Source organism: Algoriphagus boritolerans DSM 17298 = JCM 18970 (genome assembly GCF_900108085.1).
GTDB classification, from domain to species: Bacteria; Bacteroidota; Bacteroidia; order Cytophagales; family Cyclobacteriaceae; genus Algoriphagus; species Algoriphagus boritolerans.
Genome location: NZ_FNVR01000005.1, coordinates 169969 through 187698 on the forward strand (window position 1 = coordinate 169969; position 17730 = coordinate 187698).

General features: G+C 44.1%; 14 protein-coding genes and 1 pseudogene. 9 read left to right on the forward strand and 6 right to left on the reverse strand.

Annotated features, from left to right (window positions below):
- Position 1 precedes the first annotated feature (1 nt).
- The 7 genes and pseudogenes from tnpA (at position 2) to C4S61_RS07200 (ending at position 7333) form a co-directional block, all read left to right on the forward strand.
- A pseudogene (gene tnpA, locus C4S61_RS07170) lies at positions 2–468 on the forward strand (IS200/IS605 family transposase).
- 487 nt (positions 469–955) lie between these two features.
- Complete coding sequence (locus C4S61_RS07175) at positions 956–1624, forward strand: N-acetylmuramoyl-L-alanine amidase (protein ID WP_103924102.1); 669 nt, start codon at positions 956–958, stop codon at positions 1622–1624.
- Between the two features lie 77 nt (positions 1625–1701).
- Positions 1702–3345: a glycoside hydrolase family 10 protein gene (locus tag C4S61_RS07180; protein WP_103924103.1), complete on the forward strand. Its 1644-nt coding sequence runs from the start codon at positions 1702–1704 to the stop codon at positions 3343–3345.
- The gene (locus tag C4S61_RS07185) at positions 3342–3821 is read left to right on the forward strand and encodes a GNAT family N-acetyltransferase (RefSeq protein WP_103924104.1); all 480 of its coding nucleotides are present in this window, start codon (positions 3342–3344) and stop codon (positions 3819–3821) included. Before C4S61_RS07180 ends, C4S61_RS07185 begins: the two co-directional genes overlap by 4 nt.
- Positions 3818–5083, forward strand: a complete 1266-nt coding sequence (locus tag C4S61_RS07190; RefSeq protein ID WP_103924105.1) for an MFS transporter — start codon at positions 3818–3820, stop codon at positions 5081–5083. Before C4S61_RS07185 ends, C4S61_RS07190 begins: the two co-directional genes overlap by 4 nt.
- A 112-nt stretch (positions 5084–5195) precedes the next feature.
- Positions 5196–6698, forward strand: coding sequence for a glycoside hydrolase family 3 protein (locus C4S61_RS07195; RefSeq protein WP_235009849.1), 1503 nt, complete (start codon positions 5196–5198; stop codon positions 6696–6698).
- A 71-nt stretch (positions 6699–6769) separates the two neighbouring features.
- The gene (locus C4S61_RS07200; protein WP_103924106.1) at positions 6770–7333 is read left to right on the forward strand and encodes a transposase; all 564 of its coding nucleotides are present in this window, start codon (positions 6770–6772) and stop codon (positions 7331–7333) included.
- 67 nt (positions 7334–7400) lie between these two features.
- Here C4S61_RS07200 and C4S61_RS07205 read toward each other — a convergent pair whose 3' ends face one another.
- The 3 genes from C4S61_RS07205 to gndA form a co-directional block, all read right to left on the reverse strand.
- Positions 7401–8537: an aldose epimerase family protein gene (locus tag C4S61_RS07205; RefSeq protein WP_235009851.1), complete on the reverse strand. Its 1137-nt coding sequence runs from the start codon at positions 8535–8537 to the stop codon at positions 7401–7403.
- A gap of 134 nt (positions 8538–8671) precedes the next feature.
- A complete protein-coding gene (locus C4S61_RS07210) occupies positions 8672–10042 on the reverse strand; it encodes an amidohydrolase family protein (RefSeq protein ID WP_103924107.1) in 1371 nt (456 codons plus the stop codon).
- Positions 10043–10283: 241 nt separating this feature from the next.
- A complete protein-coding gene (gndA, locus tag C4S61_RS07215; protein WP_103924108.1) occupies positions 10284–12179 on the reverse strand; it encodes an NADP-dependent phosphogluconate dehydrogenase in 1896 nt (631 codons plus the stop codon).
- 162 nt (positions 12180–12341) lie between these two features.
- Here gndA and C4S61_RS07220 point away from each other — a divergent pair, with 162 nt between their 5' ends.
- Positions 12342–13976 (forward strand): ABC-F family ATP-binding cassette domain-containing protein, encoded by a 1635-nt coding sequence (locus C4S61_RS07220; RefSeq protein WP_103924109.1) that lies wholly within the window; start codon positions 12342–12344, stop codon positions 13974–13976.
- Between the two features lie 332 nt (positions 13977–14308).
- Positions 14309–14530, forward strand: coding sequence for an Imm27 family immunity protein (locus tag C4S61_RS07225; protein WP_262495014.1), 222 nt, complete (start codon positions 14309–14311; stop codon positions 14528–14530).
- 195 nt (positions 14531–14725) lie between these two features.
- Here C4S61_RS07225 and C4S61_RS07230 read toward each other — a convergent pair whose 3' ends face one another.
- Genes C4S61_RS07230 through C4S61_RS07240 form a run of 3 tightly spaced genes read right to left on the reverse strand, consistent with a single transcriptional unit; the run spans position 14726 to position 17520 of the window.
- Complete coding sequence (locus C4S61_RS07230; protein WP_103924182.1) at positions 14726–16021, reverse strand: TRAP transporter large permease; 1296 nt, start codon at positions 16019–16021, stop codon at positions 14726–14728.
- Complete coding sequence (locus tag C4S61_RS07235; RefSeq protein ID WP_103924111.1) at positions 16021–16512, reverse strand: TRAP transporter small permease; 492 nt, start codon at positions 16510–16512, stop codon at positions 16021–16023. Before C4S61_RS07235 ends, C4S61_RS07230 begins: the two co-directional genes overlap by 1 nt.
- 21 nt (positions 16513–16533) lie before the next feature.
- Positions 16534–17520 (reverse strand): TRAP transporter substrate-binding protein, encoded by a 987-nt coding sequence (locus tag C4S61_RS07240; RefSeq protein WP_103924112.1) that lies wholly within the window; start codon positions 17518–17520, stop codon positions 16534–16536.
- Positions 17521–17730 lie beyond the last annotated feature (210 nt).

The window sequence follows — 17730 nt, forward strand, 5'->3', positions numbered from 1 at the left end:
CATGGCAGGCACTTTTCATCAAATCTATCTACAATACAATATGTCTTCGCAGTAAAAGGAAGAGCAAACCTTCTACAAAAACCTTGGAGAGAAGAGGTATTCAGATACATGTCAGGTATAATCACAAATAAGGGACAGAAGTCTATTATTGTCATTGGCGTTTCCGACCATGTTCATGTTTTTGTGGGATTGAAACCCGCTCATTGTCCATCAGATTTAATCCGTGACGTCAAAAACAATTCTTCGAATTTTATCAATGACCAAAAACTGGTCAAAGGAAAATTTGCATGGCAGGATGGCTTTGGGGTATTTTCCTATTCACACTCACAACTAAATAATGTATATAAGTACATTTTAAACCAGGAGGAGCATCATCGGAAGAAACCCTTCAAGGAAGAGTATTATGGCTTTTTGAAAAAATTCGAAATACCTTTTGAAGAGAAATACCTTTTTGAATGGATAGAATAATATCACCCCTTCGGGGTTTGGATCCACAATTCTTGATTTGATCTACAATCATTACACCCCTTTAGGGCTTTGGGGAATTTTTTATGATGATTCTTCAATTTTTCCTGCAATCATTCATCTGTTTATAATTTGATATTTATTGGTCAGATGGAATCTCGCATGGTTTATAATCATCCCCCTGTGTGTCGTTCGCCCGTCATGGGTATTCATCTGTTTATAATTTGATATTTATTGGTCAGATAGCCTGTCCCGATTTTTCTTCGGGAGAATCTCGAATGCATTATAATCAGCCCAGTGACGTGACGATCTTCGTCATGCTCGATTTCATCCCTTTGGGATTAAAATCTGACCCCATATAATTGAAAATATCAAAAGCTATTTTTTACCTCATTTTTTAAATCAAAACTTCAGACAGGTCAAAGATTATAATTTTGCGATTTCTGGGTAGTTTAGCTTGCTGATTACAGACCGCCCAACCCCTGAAGAAATGCAAATCAAGCTCTCTAGAATTTCTTTAATTCTCGCTTCCCTTCTAGCCTTTTCCTGTAGTCCAAAAGCCACTTTTCGCATCATTGACAAACCCATCAACTGGAATGCAGAACGGGAACAGCTTTCGCTCCAATACCTCAAAGAACGGCATGGATTGGAGAAAACGGAGGCTACGATCGAACCAAGGATGGTTGTCGTGCATTGGACTGCTATTGACAATATAGAAGTGACCTTTGATGTATTCAATCCCGCCACTTTGGGAGGAAGGGCGGATCTCACGGGAGCTAGTAATCTGAATGTTTCCAGCCAATTCCTGATCGATCGGGACGGAACGATTTTCAGACTTTTGCCGGACACCACTTTTGCTCGGCACGTAATTGGCTTAAACTATCTGGCCATCGGAATCGAAAACATCGGAAGTGATGATATGCCTTTAACAAAAGCTCAACTAACGGCAAATGAAAGGCTAATCCGGCATTTAAAACGAAAATATCCCATCGACTACGTCATCGGACATCATGAATATCAAAATTTTCAAACTACGGATCTCTGGAAGGAAGCTGACCCCAATTACCGCACTGTCAAAACTGATCCCGGCGATAAATTCATGAATCAGCTTCGCAAAAAACTCTCAGACCTTAACCTCAAACCAGTTCCCCAGCTTTAAATCCCAAGGTCTGTTTCCCCACAGACCTATTTAATACAATCCAATACCGAATCAAATCTCCAGCTATAATTCCCTCCATGCATTCCCTTTTAAAGCTCCTTTCCCTATTTTTAATTTCTCTTTTTCTTTTTGCATCCTGCAAAACAAAAAAACCTGTCACTCAAGCTCAAAAGCCAAATACACCTGTCTCCACCTCACCCCCAAGAACCAGCGAAACACTTCCTACGAAAACCCCTCCCCTGCCTGCTATAGCACTGAAACCGCTTGCTTTTCGCATGCCTGATATTCCAAGGGAATTTCGCGGCGTCTGGATAGCCACCGTAGCCAATATCGATTGGCCTGTATCATCCACTTCTCCCTGGGAAAAACAAAAACAGGAATTTATCGACCTATTGGACTATTACAAATCACTGAATTTCAACGCAGTAATTGTACAAATCCGAACCGCTGGAGATGCATTTTACCCCAGCAATTTTGCGCCTTGGTCCAAATATCTAACCGGTAAACAAGGACAAGCTCCCAAAACTCAGGAAAATCCACTGACCTGGATGATCAAAGAAGCCCATGACCGAGGACTTGAGTTTCATGCCTGGCTCAATCCCTACCGGGCTACGATGGATTTGAAAACCGAAGAACTCAGCCCAGAACATGATTTTAACACCCATCGAAACTGGATGCTGAAATACGGAAGTAAGTGGTATTATGATCCGGGTTTGCCTGAGGTGAAAAATCATTTATTGGCCATCATCAGGGAGGTTGTAGTGAACTATGATGTGGATGCCATTCATTTTGACGACTACTTCTATCCTTATCGCGAGCCTAAACTGGAATTTCCTGACAAAGCTTCGTTTGACAAATACAAAAAACCCGGACAAACGCGGGATGACTGGAGACGTCAGAATGTGAATGAGTTAATCTTTGCCCTGAATCAGGAAATCAAAGGTCAAAAACCTTGGGTCCAGTTTGGGATTTCGCCTTTTGGCGTCTGGAGAAATCAGGACAAAGATCCCGGAGGTTCTCCGACCCGTGCCGGCCAAACAAATTACGATGACTTGTTTGCCGATGTACTGCTGTGGATGAAAAACGGCTGGATCGATTACCTCATTCCCCAACTCTATTGGAGTATGGAGCATCCCCTTGCCTCCTACCGCAAACTTGCCGACTGGTGGTCCAACCACAGCTACAACACCAATGTCTACATCGGAAATGGCCCCTATAAAATCAGAGAAGATTCTGATCAGGCCTGGAAAGTCCCGTCTGAACTCAATACGCAAGTCAACTACACCCGAACATTTCCTCAGATCAACGGCAACGCCTTTTTCTCAGCAAAATCACTCTATTTCAAAAATCAGGACATCGCTGATTTACTGAAAAAGGAAATCTATGACAAGCCAACCTTACCTCCTTCCTTTGCTCCAAAATCTGCTTCTGTTATTGAGATTCCGGTTGTTTTTGATGTGAAAACCTCCTTGGAAAAAACTCAAATCAATCTGGAAAAACCGCTCGATCCCGCTATCAGATATGCGATGGTACAGGGAGGAAATGACCTTAATACACTCCACGAGGCAATTATTCATACGGCTTGGGTAGGTGGATCGAGAGTGAGATATTTAGAAGTGCCAAGCTTGAATACAGCATATCTAGCCATCCGTTGGATTGATCATTTTGGCAGAATCGTTCAAACGCAGGTTTTCCAAACGCCAAAAAACACCCGTCCATGAAAGACATGCTCGTCCGCTTACTAGAACTTCCGGAAACCTGGGCACTGGAAGCCAAACTTCTGGAGAAAGAGAATATTCTCTTTCGTAAAGCCATAGCTCCGGAAAAGCACTTGGTATCTGCATGGGTTAAGGAGCATTTTGGAGCCTACTGGCAATCAGAAGTGGAAGTCGCTTTTTCCCGGCAGCCCGTTTCTTGTTGGATCGCGCAGCGGGGAAATTGGATTTTGGGATTTGCCTGCTACGAAAGCACGGCACGGAATTTTTTCGGACCCACTGGCACTTTGGAGACCGAGCGCGGGAAGGGAATAGGCAAAGTTCTCTTGGTAAAATCTCTGGAATCACTCCGGGAAATGGGTTACGCCTACGCTATCATAGGTGGAGTTGGGCCGGCAGAATTTTACGAAAAAGCAGTTAGAGCCAAAACGATTGAAGGTTCCGAGATCAATATTTACCAGAACTTGCTACGAAAAACATGACCCAAAACACCACCAAAAACCCCTGGCTTTGGGTTCCATCGTTATATCTCACTGAATCTGTCCCTTATGTCATTATCATTACCGTCTCGGTGATCATGTACAAAAGTCTGGGAGTCTCCAATGCTGATATCGGACTTTACACCTCATTTCTGTATCTACCCTGGGTGATCAAACCGATCTGGAGTCCGATTTTGGAGCTTTTTGGAAACAAAAAGAAATGGTTCCTCAGCATGCAGCTGATGTTGGCATTGACCTTTCTTGGTGTAGGACTGACCACCGGAACGAGCCATTTTTTAACAATTACACTGGCTTTCTTCTGGATGGGAGCATTTGCTTCGGCAACTAATGACATCGCTTCGGATGGCATGTATTTGATTGCCCTCAAACCTGATCAGCAAAGTTTCTTCGTGGGCATGCGAAGTACTTTCTACCGGGTAGGGATGATCACGGGACAAGGGCTGATCGTCATCATCGCCGGAAATTTGGAAACTCATTTTGGAGAACCTGCCAAAGCTTGGTCCTGGACAATGATCATTGTTGCTGCATTGATGCTGACACTCACCCTGATTAATTATTTCACCACGCCAAATGTCGTTGAGGAACGAGTGACCCGAGTAGATCAGCCGAGTTTTGGAAAGGTATTTTCGACCTTCTTCACGAAGAAAAACATTGGCTTATCCCTGGGATTTGTCCTGCTTTATAGACTTGGAGAATCACAATTGGTAAAGATGGCATCGCCTTTCTTTTTGGACGAACGAGCGGAAGGTGGATTGGGACTAAGCGTGACAGATGTGGGATTTCTTTATGGTACGCTTGGAGTGATTTCACTTTTAGCTGGAGGGATTTTGGGGGGAATTTTGATTTCCCGGGATGGATTAGGCAAGTGGATGATGCCAATGGTTATTGCGATCAATGTTCCGAATATTGGTTACGTCTTTCTTTCATGGCTTCAACCTGAAAATATCTTTTTTGCGGGTAGCGTTGTCTTGATCGAGCAATTAGGCTATGGATTTGGTTTTGCGGCCTATATGGTTTTCCTGATTTATTTGGCAGAAGGCCTTTTCAAAACTGCCCATTACGCACTTGCCACCGGATTTATGGCCATGGGAATGATGCTTCCCGGGATGCTGAGTGGCTACATGCAGGAGTGGCTCAGCTACCCTGGATTCTTTGTCTGGGTGGTGATTGCTACGATTCCCGGGTTTTTGATGGCCTATGTGGTGAAGTATCCGAGGGAATTTGGGAAGAAGGCTGAAGGCTAAAGTCAGAATTTTAAAACTTCAGTATTCATTATTCGACGTTGGATATTCGATGTTTTTTTTAATAATGAATGTCGAACGCTGAATATTGAATATCGAAGCGTAAATCGAAAACATGATGAACAAACACCAAAAAATCGCCCAATGCTTCTCTCCTGCGGCGTTTATTCACGATACGGAGGAAAATTACTTAGCCATCGAAATGCTAATTCGAGAGCAGGAAATCGGGGGATTGACTTTTTTTCACAGTCGCCATTCAGCCGCTGCCAACTTTGAAGAACGGGCCGAGATCTTGGCCGTCTCAGGCACTTTTGAGAAAATGATCGGTCTAATCAACCGCTACCAGACCATTTCCAAAATCCCTTTACTTATTAGCATCGACGGGGAATATGGCTTGGCCATGCGGGTAGAAAAAACACCGCAATATCCCTTTGCCATCACACTGGGCGCTTTAAAGAAAGATGCTGAAAAATGGGTAGAAGAAGTCGGCTATCGCATGGGTCTTGACATGAAGCGCTCCGGCATTCATATCAATCTCGCGCCGTGTGCTGATGTGAATACCAATCCAAATAATCCTGTCATCGGCTATCGCTCTTTTGGAGATCAGACTGAAAAAGTGGCTAGGCTTGCTTTTGCTGCCTATTCAGGGATGAAAAAGGCCGGAATCGGCGCTTGTCTGAAGCATTTTCCCGGACATGGAGATACGGCGACAGATTCACATTTAGGTTTGCCGATCTTGCACAAAACCAAAGCCGAACTCGAAATGGAGGAACTCCTCCCCTTCCAATACGGAATCGACCGAGGCGTGGAAATGATCATGGTGGGACACTTGGCAGTACCAGCTTTGACCGAAGGAAAAGATATTCCCGCCAGCATCAGCCGCGAACTGATTAACGATTTGCTGAAGGGGGAAATGGGATTCAAAGGAATCGTGATCTCCGATGCGCTGAACATGAAAGCCGTCGTCAACCGCTATCCCGAACCCGGTGAACTCGAATGGCAGGCTTTCTATGCAGGAAATGACATCCTGTGCTTTTCGGATCATGTGGCAGATGGAATTGAAAAAATTGCACAAAACGCCTCAGATGAGGAAGTGGATGTAGTTTTTGAAAAAGTGATGAACTTGAAAAAGCGCTTGGGAGTAATGGAATTCCAGCCAATTGAAATTCCGTCCTTCGATTGGGAAAGTCATTCCCAACTTCAAAAAGCCTTGGCAGAAAGCTACGTTTCGGTCATTTCAGGTAATATTAATCCCGCCGAACTCCATTCTTTGGCGGAAGCAGGAAAGTTGGGTTACCGGGAATATTTCACTACTGAAACCAATCATTTTATCAAGCAATTAGACTTTAGCTTTTCTCCCATAGATCAGGCAGAAAAAGTGATTTTGGCCGTATTTGTCCCAAGTCATAAGCCATTAAATCAGTTTGGAATGGATCAATCAGTGCTTGAGGGAATCAAGGAATTGGCTAAGAGCAAACCTTGTATTTTGATTCATTTTGGGAATCCTTTGGCATTAAAGCACCTGGGTGAGCTTGAAGATTTAGAAGCGGTGATATGTGGATATCAGGGATTTGAAGAGGTGCAGGGGGTAGTGGCTAAAACCCTCCAAGGGCTCTAAGTCCCTTGGAGGGTTGGAGAGTTGGTTTTAATATTTGCCTTTTTTAGTAAATTAAAGCAAACTTTTTAGCCATGCCCACACCAAAAGTTCAATTTGAATCTGGCACTTTTTACCATGTTTGGACTCATGCAAATGGGCTTGACAACTTGTTTCGAGAAGAAGACAATTACCAGTTTTTCTTTTCGAAATATGCCATTTACATCCATTCGTTGGCCAAAACCTTTGCCTATTGCTTGATGCCCAATCATTTTCATCTAATGATTCAAATCAGAGAAAGCTTAGTTAATAACCCAAGTCAAGCTTTTTCAAATTTTTTAAACTCTTACACCCAAGCATTCAACAAAAAATACCAAAGAAAGGGAAGTCTCTTTATCCCCAATATTGATCGGAGAAAAATCGAAAGCGACTCCTATTTCACGAGGTGTATTACCTACATCCATCAAAACCCCGCTAACCACGGATTTGTAAAAGATTTCAGAGATTGGAAGTTTAGTTCATGGAAATCTTTCCTGTCAGAATCGCCAACCAAACTTGAAAAACAGGTTGTTTTGGACTGGTTTGGAGGAATAGAGGGTTTTATTAAAGACCATCAAATGAAGTATAATCAAGAAAACGAGTGGATTTTCGGGAAATAGTTGGCTCAAGGAAGTTAACATAGAAACCCTCCAAGGGATTTTAAACCCTTGGAGGCTTGTTTCTTTATTACTTCTCCACCGAAAAGCGATACTCAATGTTATGCTCGTACTTTTCGCCAGGTTTCAGGATAGGACTGGGGAAGTTTTCGTGATTGATGGCGTCTGGCCAGTTTTGGGATTCCAGGCAGAAGCCCCAATGTTTGTCGTAGGTTTTGCCATCGGCTCCCGCAAAGTTGGAAATGAAGTTACCGGTGTAAAACTGCACGCCCATGTTGTCCGAGTACATATCCATCACACGCCCGCTTTCGGCATGGCGTACACGAACGAAGTGCTTCATATCGGCTGATTTTTCACGCTTCATCACGAAGTTGTGATCAAATCCACCTGCATTGGCAGCAATTTGATCGCCGAGAATTTTTGGAGTACGAAAATCGAAAGGAGTTCCCTCCACGTCTTTGACCTCACCGGTAGGAATCAGTTCATCATCCACCGGGGTGTAGGCATCTGCCCAAAACTGAAACTCGTGGTCTTGCACATCCCGCTTTGCTCCTCCCAAATTGAAATAGGTATGGTTGGTCAGGTTTAAAATAGTTGTTTTGTCGGTGGTCGCCTCAAACCGGATTCGGAGAGCATTACCTGTCGTCAATTCCATCCAAACGGTAGATTCCAGATTTCCCGGGTAGCCTTCTTCTCCATCGACACTAAGGTAGGTCATTTTTACGCCGACGACTGAATCATTGGAGTAAGATTCGGGGGTCCAAACTTTCTTATCGAAACCTTCATTTCCACCATGCAGGTGGTTATTTCCATTATTAGTGGCAAGTTGGTAGGATGTCCCCTCCAATTCAAATTGACCTTTTGCAATTCGGTTGGCCACACGGCCTGCAGTAGCACCAAAGAATGGGTTAGGCTTGGTAATAAACTCTGGCACACTATCCAGCGTCAGGGTAATGTTTTCCAGGTTTCCGTTTTTGTCCGGTGCATTGATTTTAAAAACAAGCCCTCCGAAATTCGAGAGTTCCACTTGCATGGTTCCGTTGTCAAGGACGTAATGGAACACCGCTTGGCCGTTGTGCTCGGCCACTTGTTCTGCTTTGATCATAAGGTTTGTTTCTTCTTTAATAGGTTCTTGTTTTGGTTTTTGTTCACAGGCGATTACTATGGATAGTAGCACTGCGGCTGTTAGGATTTTTTGGTGTTTCATGGGTTATAAAATTGCAAAATTTGAAGATTGAAAGATTGGAAAATTAAAGTTGGAAAGTGGCAAGGTTCGAAAGTTGTAAATAGACCTTAACTCTACTCAAAATCTCGTATTTCTAATTTCGTACTTCGTACTTTCTATTGTCTAATATACTTCTGCCTAATCAAATTAAGCTCAAGCATAAACTCATCCCGTTGCATAAATTTACCTCCGATCATGATGGCCTGAGGCCTTTTTAGTGTTTCAAGATTTTCCAGGGGATTTTTCTGAACCATCACAAACTCTGCCGCAGCACCGGGCTTTAAAACTCCCCACTCCCCACCTTGCTCGAAATATTCGGCGCAATTTACCGATCCGGTTTTTAATATTTCATAATTGGACATCCCTGCCTGCGACATGGATTCGATCTCTCGGTGGATCGAAAAACCGGGAACATTGAAAACCTGAGGAGAATCCGAACTCATAATCATGGGCACTCCGGACTTATGAAGTTCCAAAAAAAGCTTTTGACGAAACTCCAGATAGGGTTTCACCTTCTCTTCAGCCAAAACGCCGCTGCCTTCCAACTGAGATTTGGTAGTAAACCATTGCGTCACGAGCTGACCTGGCAGATAAAACATTTCGGGCTGCTGGCGTAACTCATAGGCAGGCTGAAAGCCAAAGTATCGCTCAAAAAGGGTCATTGTAGGTGCGATATAGGCTTTATTTTCCAAGGTCATTTCAATCAAACCCGGCAGCAAACTCATAGCTACCTCTCCGACAGCCAACATATTGAAAGGTCCGGATTTGGTTGGATCCAATTTGGATTTATCAGTTACCATGGCTTCCAAATAGCCATCGATATGCTCCACTGAGCGGTAGCCATTGGTCAAAGAAGTCACCAAACCAACATCTTGAGATACGTGACCACCATAATAAATTCCAACTTTCTTTGCTTCATCGGCTATTGCCAAAAACTTCGGAGTATCCAGCCACGGGTGAAGTTTGAGGTGATCATAGCCGGCGTTCTTTTGATCTCTGACCATTTGTCGTCCGGCATCAGGACTTGTTACAGAATTACCATTAAGCGATGGCCCTGAGATAAACATTCTCGGACCGGGAATTTCACCCTTTTCCACTCGTTCCTTTAGTGTCAAATGCGATTCATGCCCAAGCATGCTACGAATTCTCAAAACTCCATTTGCCAAATACATCCAAAGCACTTCCTCCTGAAACTCCGGTCCAAATTGCTCCGGATTAGGCAGATGGGCATGAAATTCTGCCAAACCCGGGAAAATATACATTCCTCTTCCATCCAAAGTCCGAATTCCTGCCACACTTATCGCTTCCTCCGGCACAATCTCCATGATGATCCCGTCTTTTACATAGATAGAATGATCTTCAAGCACTTTGTCATCCTGCATGGTAATGACATTTACATGATTGATTAGCAGTTCCTGAGAAAAAAGTGTTGAGGACGTAAAAAAGCTCAGAAAAAAGAGCCAAAACAGAATTTCAGCGGGCTTCATATCGGTAAGGTTAGGGTTGAGAACATAATTTCGCCCTTTCCCTTTTGCAAACCTATCCGATGGTGGAAAATTTTAATTTCACCGCAGAGTCTGGGAGTTATTGGTGGAGTCTGGTAAGCAGTAATTGGTAAAAAGTAAGGAGAAAATCTGTGTTGATCTGTGACCTTTTCTGTGGTAATCTGTGGGAAATCTTGTACGAAAAAAAGGCTGAATCAATCCAGCCTTTTCTTTTATCTAATCCTTACAACTGAATCCAGTCCGTATGGTAAAACTTCCCACTGGGATCGTCTTTGAGCTGATAAGTATGCGCTCCGAAATAATCTCGCTGGGCCTGAATGAGCGAGGCACTTGACTCGGCTGTGATTCTACCCAATAAATAATTGATCCCCGCACTCATCACCGGAAGTGCAAATCCATGGCTCAATCCAAGTCCAACCAACTCAGCAAGATCCCTTCTTACAGAAATGACCTGCTGTTTGATCGATGGAATTTCAAATAACGAAGTCTCATACCTGGAAGCAATCGTTTCCATTAGACCGGAACGAATGATACATCCATTGGTCCAGATTCTGGCAATTTCCTTGAAATTAAGATTCCAATTTTTGGTATCAGAGACAGTTTTCATCAAACGGAAACCCACTTCATGATTGATGATCCTTGCGAGCGAATAGGCCGATTTGATCCTAGGAAGCCATTCATCGAGTGAATCATTTATTTTCACAAACTCATGCTGGAACGTCTTGGAAAACTCCACCCGCAAAGCTTTTTCGCCCGAAACAGCGCGGGCATTTACCGCTTCGGATAGCGGACTGTAGGGTACACCGTATTCCAAAGCCGTAGTCAATGACCAAGCACCGGTACCTTTCTGCCCAGCCTGATCCATGATTTTGTCTACAAGCAATTCCCCATTTTCTTTGAAAAGAAGCAAATTTGCCGTGATTTCACCTAGGTAGGACTTCAGTTCCCCTTGGCCCCATTCAGAAAAAATCGCTGAGACCTGCTCAGGCGTACAGCCAAATCCAAATCGTAGCAAGTGAACCAGCTCGGCGAGCACTTGCATTTCACCGTACTCTATGGAGTTGTGGACCATTTTGATGAAGTGACCTGAGCCTCCCGGTCCAACATAGGTCACGCAGGGTTTGCCATCCTTGTCCTTAGCCGATATTCTTCCCAAAAAATCCTCCACCATCGCATACCCTTTTGCATTTCCTCCTGGCATGATAGATGGGCCTTTTCTTGCGCCTTCTTCCCCTCCGGAAACGCCCATTGGTAAGAAGTGCATTCCAACTTCCTTCAATCGGTTGACGCGTCGATCCGAGTCGAGGTAAAAGGAGTTACCTCCATCAATGACCAAATCGTCTTTTTCAAGCATTGGAATCAACGTATCCAACTGCGCGTCAATTGCCGCGCCTGCGGGTATCATCATCAAAATCCGACGTGGCTTTTCGAGGGAATCGACAAACTTTTGTAAATCCTCGAATGGCAGCATATTGGAAAATTCAGGATTTTCATCGACTACCTTTTGTGCTATTCCTTCCTCTTTTCCGGCCACAAATCGATTATAAAGTGATACCGGAACGCCCTTTTCAGCAAGGTTCAGCGCGAGGCTTTTGCCCATCACGCCCATTCCGATCAGGCCCATTTTCATTTTCATAGGTTGAGATTTTAAGTAATTGAGAGACTCCGCGAGCAATTCTTCAGGAGTCCCGGAGATATCAAGTTCAAAACCGGAAAGTGGTTTTTCCCAGGTTGCAAACTGAGAATCCAGCATTCCAGCCTTCATGTAGTGGTTTTTACGGGCCAGCATCCGCTCCCAAATCAAATCCCGCTCTCCGAGCAAATGGATCCAACGCAGATTTTCGGATACACTGAGTTTTTCCCGATAGGAATTTTTCAAAGCAGAGCAAGCCAAGACAGCACCACCCTCTGACTCCGAGTGGATTAATTGATCTGACAAAGCTTGAAGCCAAGGAACCCGATCTTCATCATTCAATGGATGACCGGTACTCATTTTGGCGATATTTTCAGCCGGGTGAAAATGGTCCGCATCGAAAAAAGGAAGTCGAAGCCTTTCGGCCAAGAGAGAACCGAGTGTGGTTTTACCCGTACCCGATACACCGGTGACAATTACAATCATGGGGCTAAGGTAGCTTTTTTGCAGTCAACAGTCAACGGTCAACAGTCAACCGAATTTCGGAAATTGCATCGAACAGTCGACTGTCGACCACTTTTCAACTTTCAAAACCTTGCAACCTTACAACTTCTAATCCTTACCTTCGCGACTTCAATTTCCAGATTCATGATTTCAGTTGACAATGTGACCGTCATGCACGGCGGCACACCGCTTTTTAGCAATATCTCCTTCGCCATCAATGATACTGACAAAATCGCCTTGATGGGCAAAAACGGGGCAGGAAAATCCACCCTTCTCAAGATCATCGCAGGTCAAAGCAAACCTACTTCCGGGGCTGTTTCAGCCCCAAAAGGTTATGTAGTGGCCTACCTTCCCCAGCATCTCCTGACAGCAGATGATTGCAGCGTGATGGAGGAGACAGCCAAGGCTTTTGCAAGCTATCTGGACATGAAGGCCGAAATCGAAAAAATCAACGAAGAACTCACCGTCAGAACGGATTACGAGTCGGACAATTACTACAAACTGATCGAGCGTGTATCCGAGCTCAGCGAGAAGTTTTATGCGATCGAAGAAGTGAACTATGAGGCTGAAGTAGAAAAAGTGCTACTCGGATTAGGTTTCGAACGAGGGGATTTTACCCGATCCACTTCGGAGTTTTCCGGAGGCTGGAGAATGCGGATTGAGTTGGCTAAGATCCTTTTGCAGAAGCCTGACTTAATTCTATTGGATGAACCTACCAACCATTTGGATATTGAGTCGATTCAGTGGCTGGAAGAATTCCTGATGACCAAAGCAAAAGCTGTGGTCGTCATCTCTCACGACCGGGCCTTTGTCGACAATATTACTACCCGCACCATCGAGGTGACCATGGGTCGGATCTACGATTACAAAGCAAAATACAGCCATTACTTGGAGCTGCGCAAAGAGCGCCGCGAGCAGCAGCAGAAGCATTACGAGGAACAGCAGCGGACGATTGCGGACATTCAGGAATTTATCGACCGATTCAAAGGTACTTATTCCAAAACCCTTCAGGTACAGTCCCGTGTGAAAATGCTGGAGAAAATGGAACTCATCGAAGTGGACGAAGTAGATGGCTCAGCTTTGAAACTCCGCTTCCCCCCTTCTCCAAGATCGGGAAATTATCCGGTCATCGTGGATGACATGAGCAAAAGCTATGGCGATCATGTCGTTTTCAAAAACGCATCCATGACCATCGAGCGAAGCCAGAAAGTGGCTTTCGTGGGAAAAAACGGAGAAGGAAAGTCCACCATGATGAAAGCGATTATGGGTGAAATTGAGTTTCAGGGAAAATGTGAACTTGGGCACAATGCCATGATCGGCTATTTCGCACAGAATCAAGCTTCCCTTTTGGATGAAAGTTTGACCATTTTTGAAACCATCGATCAGATTGCTGTCGGGGAAATCCGAACTAAAGTCAAGGACCTCTTGGGTGCCTTCATGTTTAAAGGAGACGAAATCAACAAGAAAGTAAAAGTCCTATCCGGTGGGGAAAAAACCCGCCTGGCGATGATCAAGTTATTGCTTGAACCGGTCAACTTGCTGATTCTCGATGAACCGACCAACCACTTGGACATGAAAACCAAAGACATCATCAAAGACGCCTTGAAGGCATTTGATGGGACCTTGATAATTGTCTCTCACGACCGGGACTTCTTGGATGGCTTGGTGACCAAAGTATTTGAATTCGGCAATAAGCGGGTAAAAGAACACTTCGAAGACATCAACGGATTCCTGAGGAATAAAAAACTGGAGAATCTGAGGGAAGTGGAACGAAAGTGATCAGTATTCAGTCGCAGTAGGCAGATCCGGAATTCAGTTGTAAAATTCAGTGGTCAGCTCCTTTTCAGGCTGAGCGGAGTCAAAGCCTTGCATAGTTTGCAGTCTCAGTTGGCAGATGCAGTTTTCAGTTTTCAGTCGTAGTAGGCAGAACTCAATTTGTCAGACTGAGCGGAGTCGAAGTCTTGGATGATATCCAGTTTGTAGTCACGTTAGGTAAAAAAATCCCAAATTTTCAAATTAGAAGTAAATTAGACTTACAAATGGAATATGGAATCCTATTGAATAATGAAGAAAACATCCTTGTTGGTCAGTGAAAAAAAATTGATGACAAAATCGAAAGAGACGAAATTTGTAAAAGAATTGAGAAGTTGAAATCAGACTATCTTATAAAAGTGGCAGTAGATGAAACTGGTTGGGAGACACTTTATCAAGATCCAAATGATAATCGTTATTGGCTATTAACTTATCCTAATTCAGAATACCACGGCGGAGGTCCACCAACTTTGAAAGTGATAACGTCAATAGAAGCTTTTGAAATTTTTGGAATTGATTAAGAATAGTTGAGTATCGAACAGTATGGTTTCTAAGATTGTTTTAAATACGGATTATTAAACATCTGTGAAAATCTGTGCCCTTTTCTGCGAGAATCTGCGGGAAAATAATCGATTGCCTAGCAAAGCCCCTCAAGGAACTTGAAAGTCCTGAACGGGGAAAATCATGAATCTTGCTTCTTGTGTCTAACGTCTTTTTTACAATCCAAATTTCCTGGGCAACCAAAGCGTAATCTCAGGAAACAGCATAATCAGGATCAAAGCAATGATCATCGCCAAGAAAAACGGGAGCAGGGGTTTGATCACTTTTTGAATCGTCGTCTGAGCAATTCCCACTCCGATAAACAGGATCGACCCAACCGGCGGAGTACACAAACCGATACACAGATTGAGCACCATCATAATTCCAAAATGAACCGGATCCACACCGAGGTTAGTAACTACGGGTAAAAATATCGGCGTAAAAATCAACACCGCAGGAGTCATATCCATGAATACGCCGACAAAGAGTAGTAAAATATTGATCAGGATCAGGATCACGATGATATTATCACTCAGTGAGAGCATGGCATTACTGATCCGCTGTGGGATTTCCTCGCTTGACATCACCCAGGACATGGCCATGGACGTGGCAATCAAAAGCATTACTACCGCAGTGGTTTCGGCAGATTTTAATAAGACAGAGGGAAGATCCTTAAAGCCGATTTCTCGATAAATCAAGGTAAGAACCAAGCTGTATACCACTGCAATAGCGGATGCTTCCGTCGCGGTAAACACACCCCCAATGATCCCGCCGATCACCACGATCAGGAGAAATAGACTGGGAACGGCTCTCCAAAACGTCGTCAAAACCAATTTTATTGATGAAGCCTCGCCTGATGGAAGCTTTTTAATTTTAACCATAATCGCAGCTGTGATCATCAACAGCAATCCCACCAAAAATCCCGGTAAATAACCCGCAACAAACAAGGCTGCCACTGAAACTCCGCCTGAAGCTAAAGAATAAACGATCAGTACATTGGAAGGAGGAATGATCAATCCCGTCGTGGAAGAGGTGATATTTACGGCTGCTCCCAGTTCTTTGGGATAGCCTTCTTTTTCCATTCTTTTGCCCAAAATTCCACCCATCGAAGAAGCCGCCGCTACAGCTGAGCCCGCAATGGCTCCCATCAGCATCGCTGCCACAATATTCACATGAAGCAATCCACCCGGAAGTCTGCCCGTAAGTGCTTTTGCAAATTCAATCAAACGATTGGCGATCCCACCACGGTTCATCAGCTCCCCTGCAAGGATGAAAAAAGGAATTGCAAGCAAAGAAAAACTATCCAACCCCGTCCCCATTCGCTGAGCGACAGTGGTAATCGCAGGCATGGTAGCTACAGTCACCATCAAAGTCAACATACTGGAAAGCCCCAGACTCCAAGCCACCGGCACACCGATTCCCAGAAAGAAAATAAAAGATAATACGAGTATTAGAATGCTAATTACTTCCATCATTCAGCTGATTTTAAAGATTGATTCAAATGAAAAATGGTGAAAACCTGATAGTAGCATACCAAAATTCCGCTGAAAGGAATAATGCCGTAAACGTAGGCCAATGGAATCTGAAGTGCGGCAGATTTCTGATCCAAAATAAAGGTGATGTAAACCAAATTGGAGCCTCCAAGGACCATTACCGTCAGTGCAAATGCCATAACTAAAACGCTGACTAGAATCAGAACTTTCTTTTGGAGCTTTTCCCGGAGACTCATCAGGATGATATCTATCGCTAAGTGTTCATTTTTCCCGGCGACAAAGGCAGCGCCGAGCATTCCCACCCAAATCAACATGTATCGGGAAAGCTCATCCGTGAACGAACTCGGATCCTTAAAAATGTACCGCGAAGTGACTTGCCAAGTCACATTCAGCACCATCAGTGCCATTAATACAATCAGGAAGGTAGCGATTACCTTGTCCAGCTTTGATTTAGCAACGTATGAAAACATGTTTTTCGGTCGGTTTTGGGGTTAATTCACTTTTCTGATGGCACTCACAATTTCATAAATCTCAGGTTGCTGTACTTTGAGCTGTTCGTAGACACCTTCCACCGCTTTGCGAAAAGGTTCCTTGTCAGGATAAGTGATCGTGACACCAGCTGCTTCGAGCTCTCTCATGGATTCTGCGGTAGACTCGGCCCAAAGCTTATATTCATAGGTGGAAGATTCATCTGCGGCTTCCTGCACCCAAGCTTGCTCCTCAGGCGTAAGTCGCTCCCAGACTTTGGTACTGATGATCACCACATCGGGAATAGCCGTATGCTCATCCAGGCTGTAAAACTTACAGACCTCGTAATGCTTTGACGTGTACAAACTCGGGGGATTGTTTTCAGCCGCATCCACGATTCCCTGTTGCAGTGCTGTGTAAAGTTCTCCGTAGGAAACCGGCGTCGGCGAACTGCCCAAGCTCTTGACCATGTTGGCAGCGGTGGGACTTTCCATCACTCTCACCTTTAGTCCTGCTAGATCGGCAGGAGTTTCTATAGGTTTGTCTTTGGTATAAAAGCTCCGCTTTCCTGCATCATAATAAGTCAAACCACGAAGCCAAAATTCTTCACCATCCAGCAAAAGCTGTTTACCGATTTCTCCCTCCAAAACCTTTCGCTGATGAGCATCATCCCGAAATAGATAAGGCATCCCAAAAACCTGCATAGTTGGAGCAAAACCTTCGAGTGCGGCTGCTGAAACTTTGGTCATTCCCAAACTGCCAATCTGGAGCAACTCCACCAATTCCCGCTCGGAACCCAGCTGTTGATTGGGATAGACTTTCATGATGATCTTGCCGTTGGATTTTTTCTTGACCTGTTCGGCCATGAAAAGCATGGCTTCGTGAACCGGGTGGTTGACAACCTGCGCATGTCCCAGCTTGATGATTTTGACATCCAGTGGACTATTGCAGGAAAAAGTAATAGCTCCCACGAAAACCAGAACTAAAACTACGGCGAATATCTTTTGCATGGGTTTGGGTTTATTGACAAGGCACTACCAATATTGGATTTTCTTAGCTTAGAATCCTCAGAAATTACGAAATCGATTTAAAAATCTTGCTGAAAGGAGATTTTTAACTCAAAATGACTATTTAAACTACGATCTCAGGCTGAAAAATTAGAGACTGCCCCAACATATGCGACAGCCTCTTTAATATTTCAATTGTATAAATGTCTAAAT

Coding starts and splice junctions, on each gene's coding strand:
- C4S61_RS07175 (WP_103924102.1), top strand. CDS start 956: ATGCAAATCAAGCTCTCTAGAATTTCTTTAATTCTCGCTTCCCTTCTA.
- C4S61_RS07180 (WP_103924103.1), top strand. CDS start 1,702: ATGCATTCCCTTTTAAAGCTCCTTTCCCTATTTTTAATTTCTCTTTTT.
- C4S61_RS07185 (WP_103924104.1), top strand. CDS start 3,342: ATGAAAGACATGCTCGTCCGCTTACTAGAACTTCCGGAAACCTGGGCA.
- C4S61_RS07190 (WP_103924105.1), top strand. CDS start 3,818: ATGACCCAAAACACCACCAAAAACCCCTGGCTTTGGGTTCCATCGTTA.
- C4S61_RS07195 (WP_235009849.1), top strand. CDS start 5,196: ATGATGAACAAACACCAAAAAATCGCCCAATGCTTCTCTCCTGCGGCG.
- C4S61_RS07200 (WP_103924106.1), top strand. CDS start 6,770: ATGCCCACACCAAAAGTTCAATTTGAATCTGGCACTTTTTACCATGTT.
- C4S61_RS07205 (WP_235009851.1), bottom strand. CDS start 8,537: ATGAAACACCAAAAAATCCTAACAGCCGCAGTGCTACTATCCATAGTA.
- C4S61_RS07210 (WP_103924107.1), bottom strand. CDS start 10,042: ATGAAGCCCGCTGAAATTCTGTTTTGGCTCTTTTTTCTGAGCTTTTTT.
- gndA (WP_103924108.1), bottom strand. CDS start 12,179: ATGATTGTAATTGTCACCGGTGTATCGGGTACGGGTAAAACCACACTC.
- C4S61_RS07220 (WP_103924109.1), top strand. CDS start 12,342: ATGATTTCAGTTGACAATGTGACCGTCATGCACGGCGGCACACCGCTT.
- C4S61_RS07230 (WP_103924182.1), bottom strand. CDS start 16,021: ATGGAAGTAATTAGCATTCTAATACTCGTATTATCTTTTATTTTCTTT.
- C4S61_RS07235 (WP_103924111.1), bottom strand. CDS start 16,512: ATGTTTTCATACGTTGCTAAATCAAAGCTGGACAAGGTAATCGCTACC.
- C4S61_RS07240 (WP_103924112.1), bottom strand. CDS start 17,520: ATGCAAAAGATATTCGCCGTAGTTTTAGTTCTGGTTTTCGTGGGAGCT.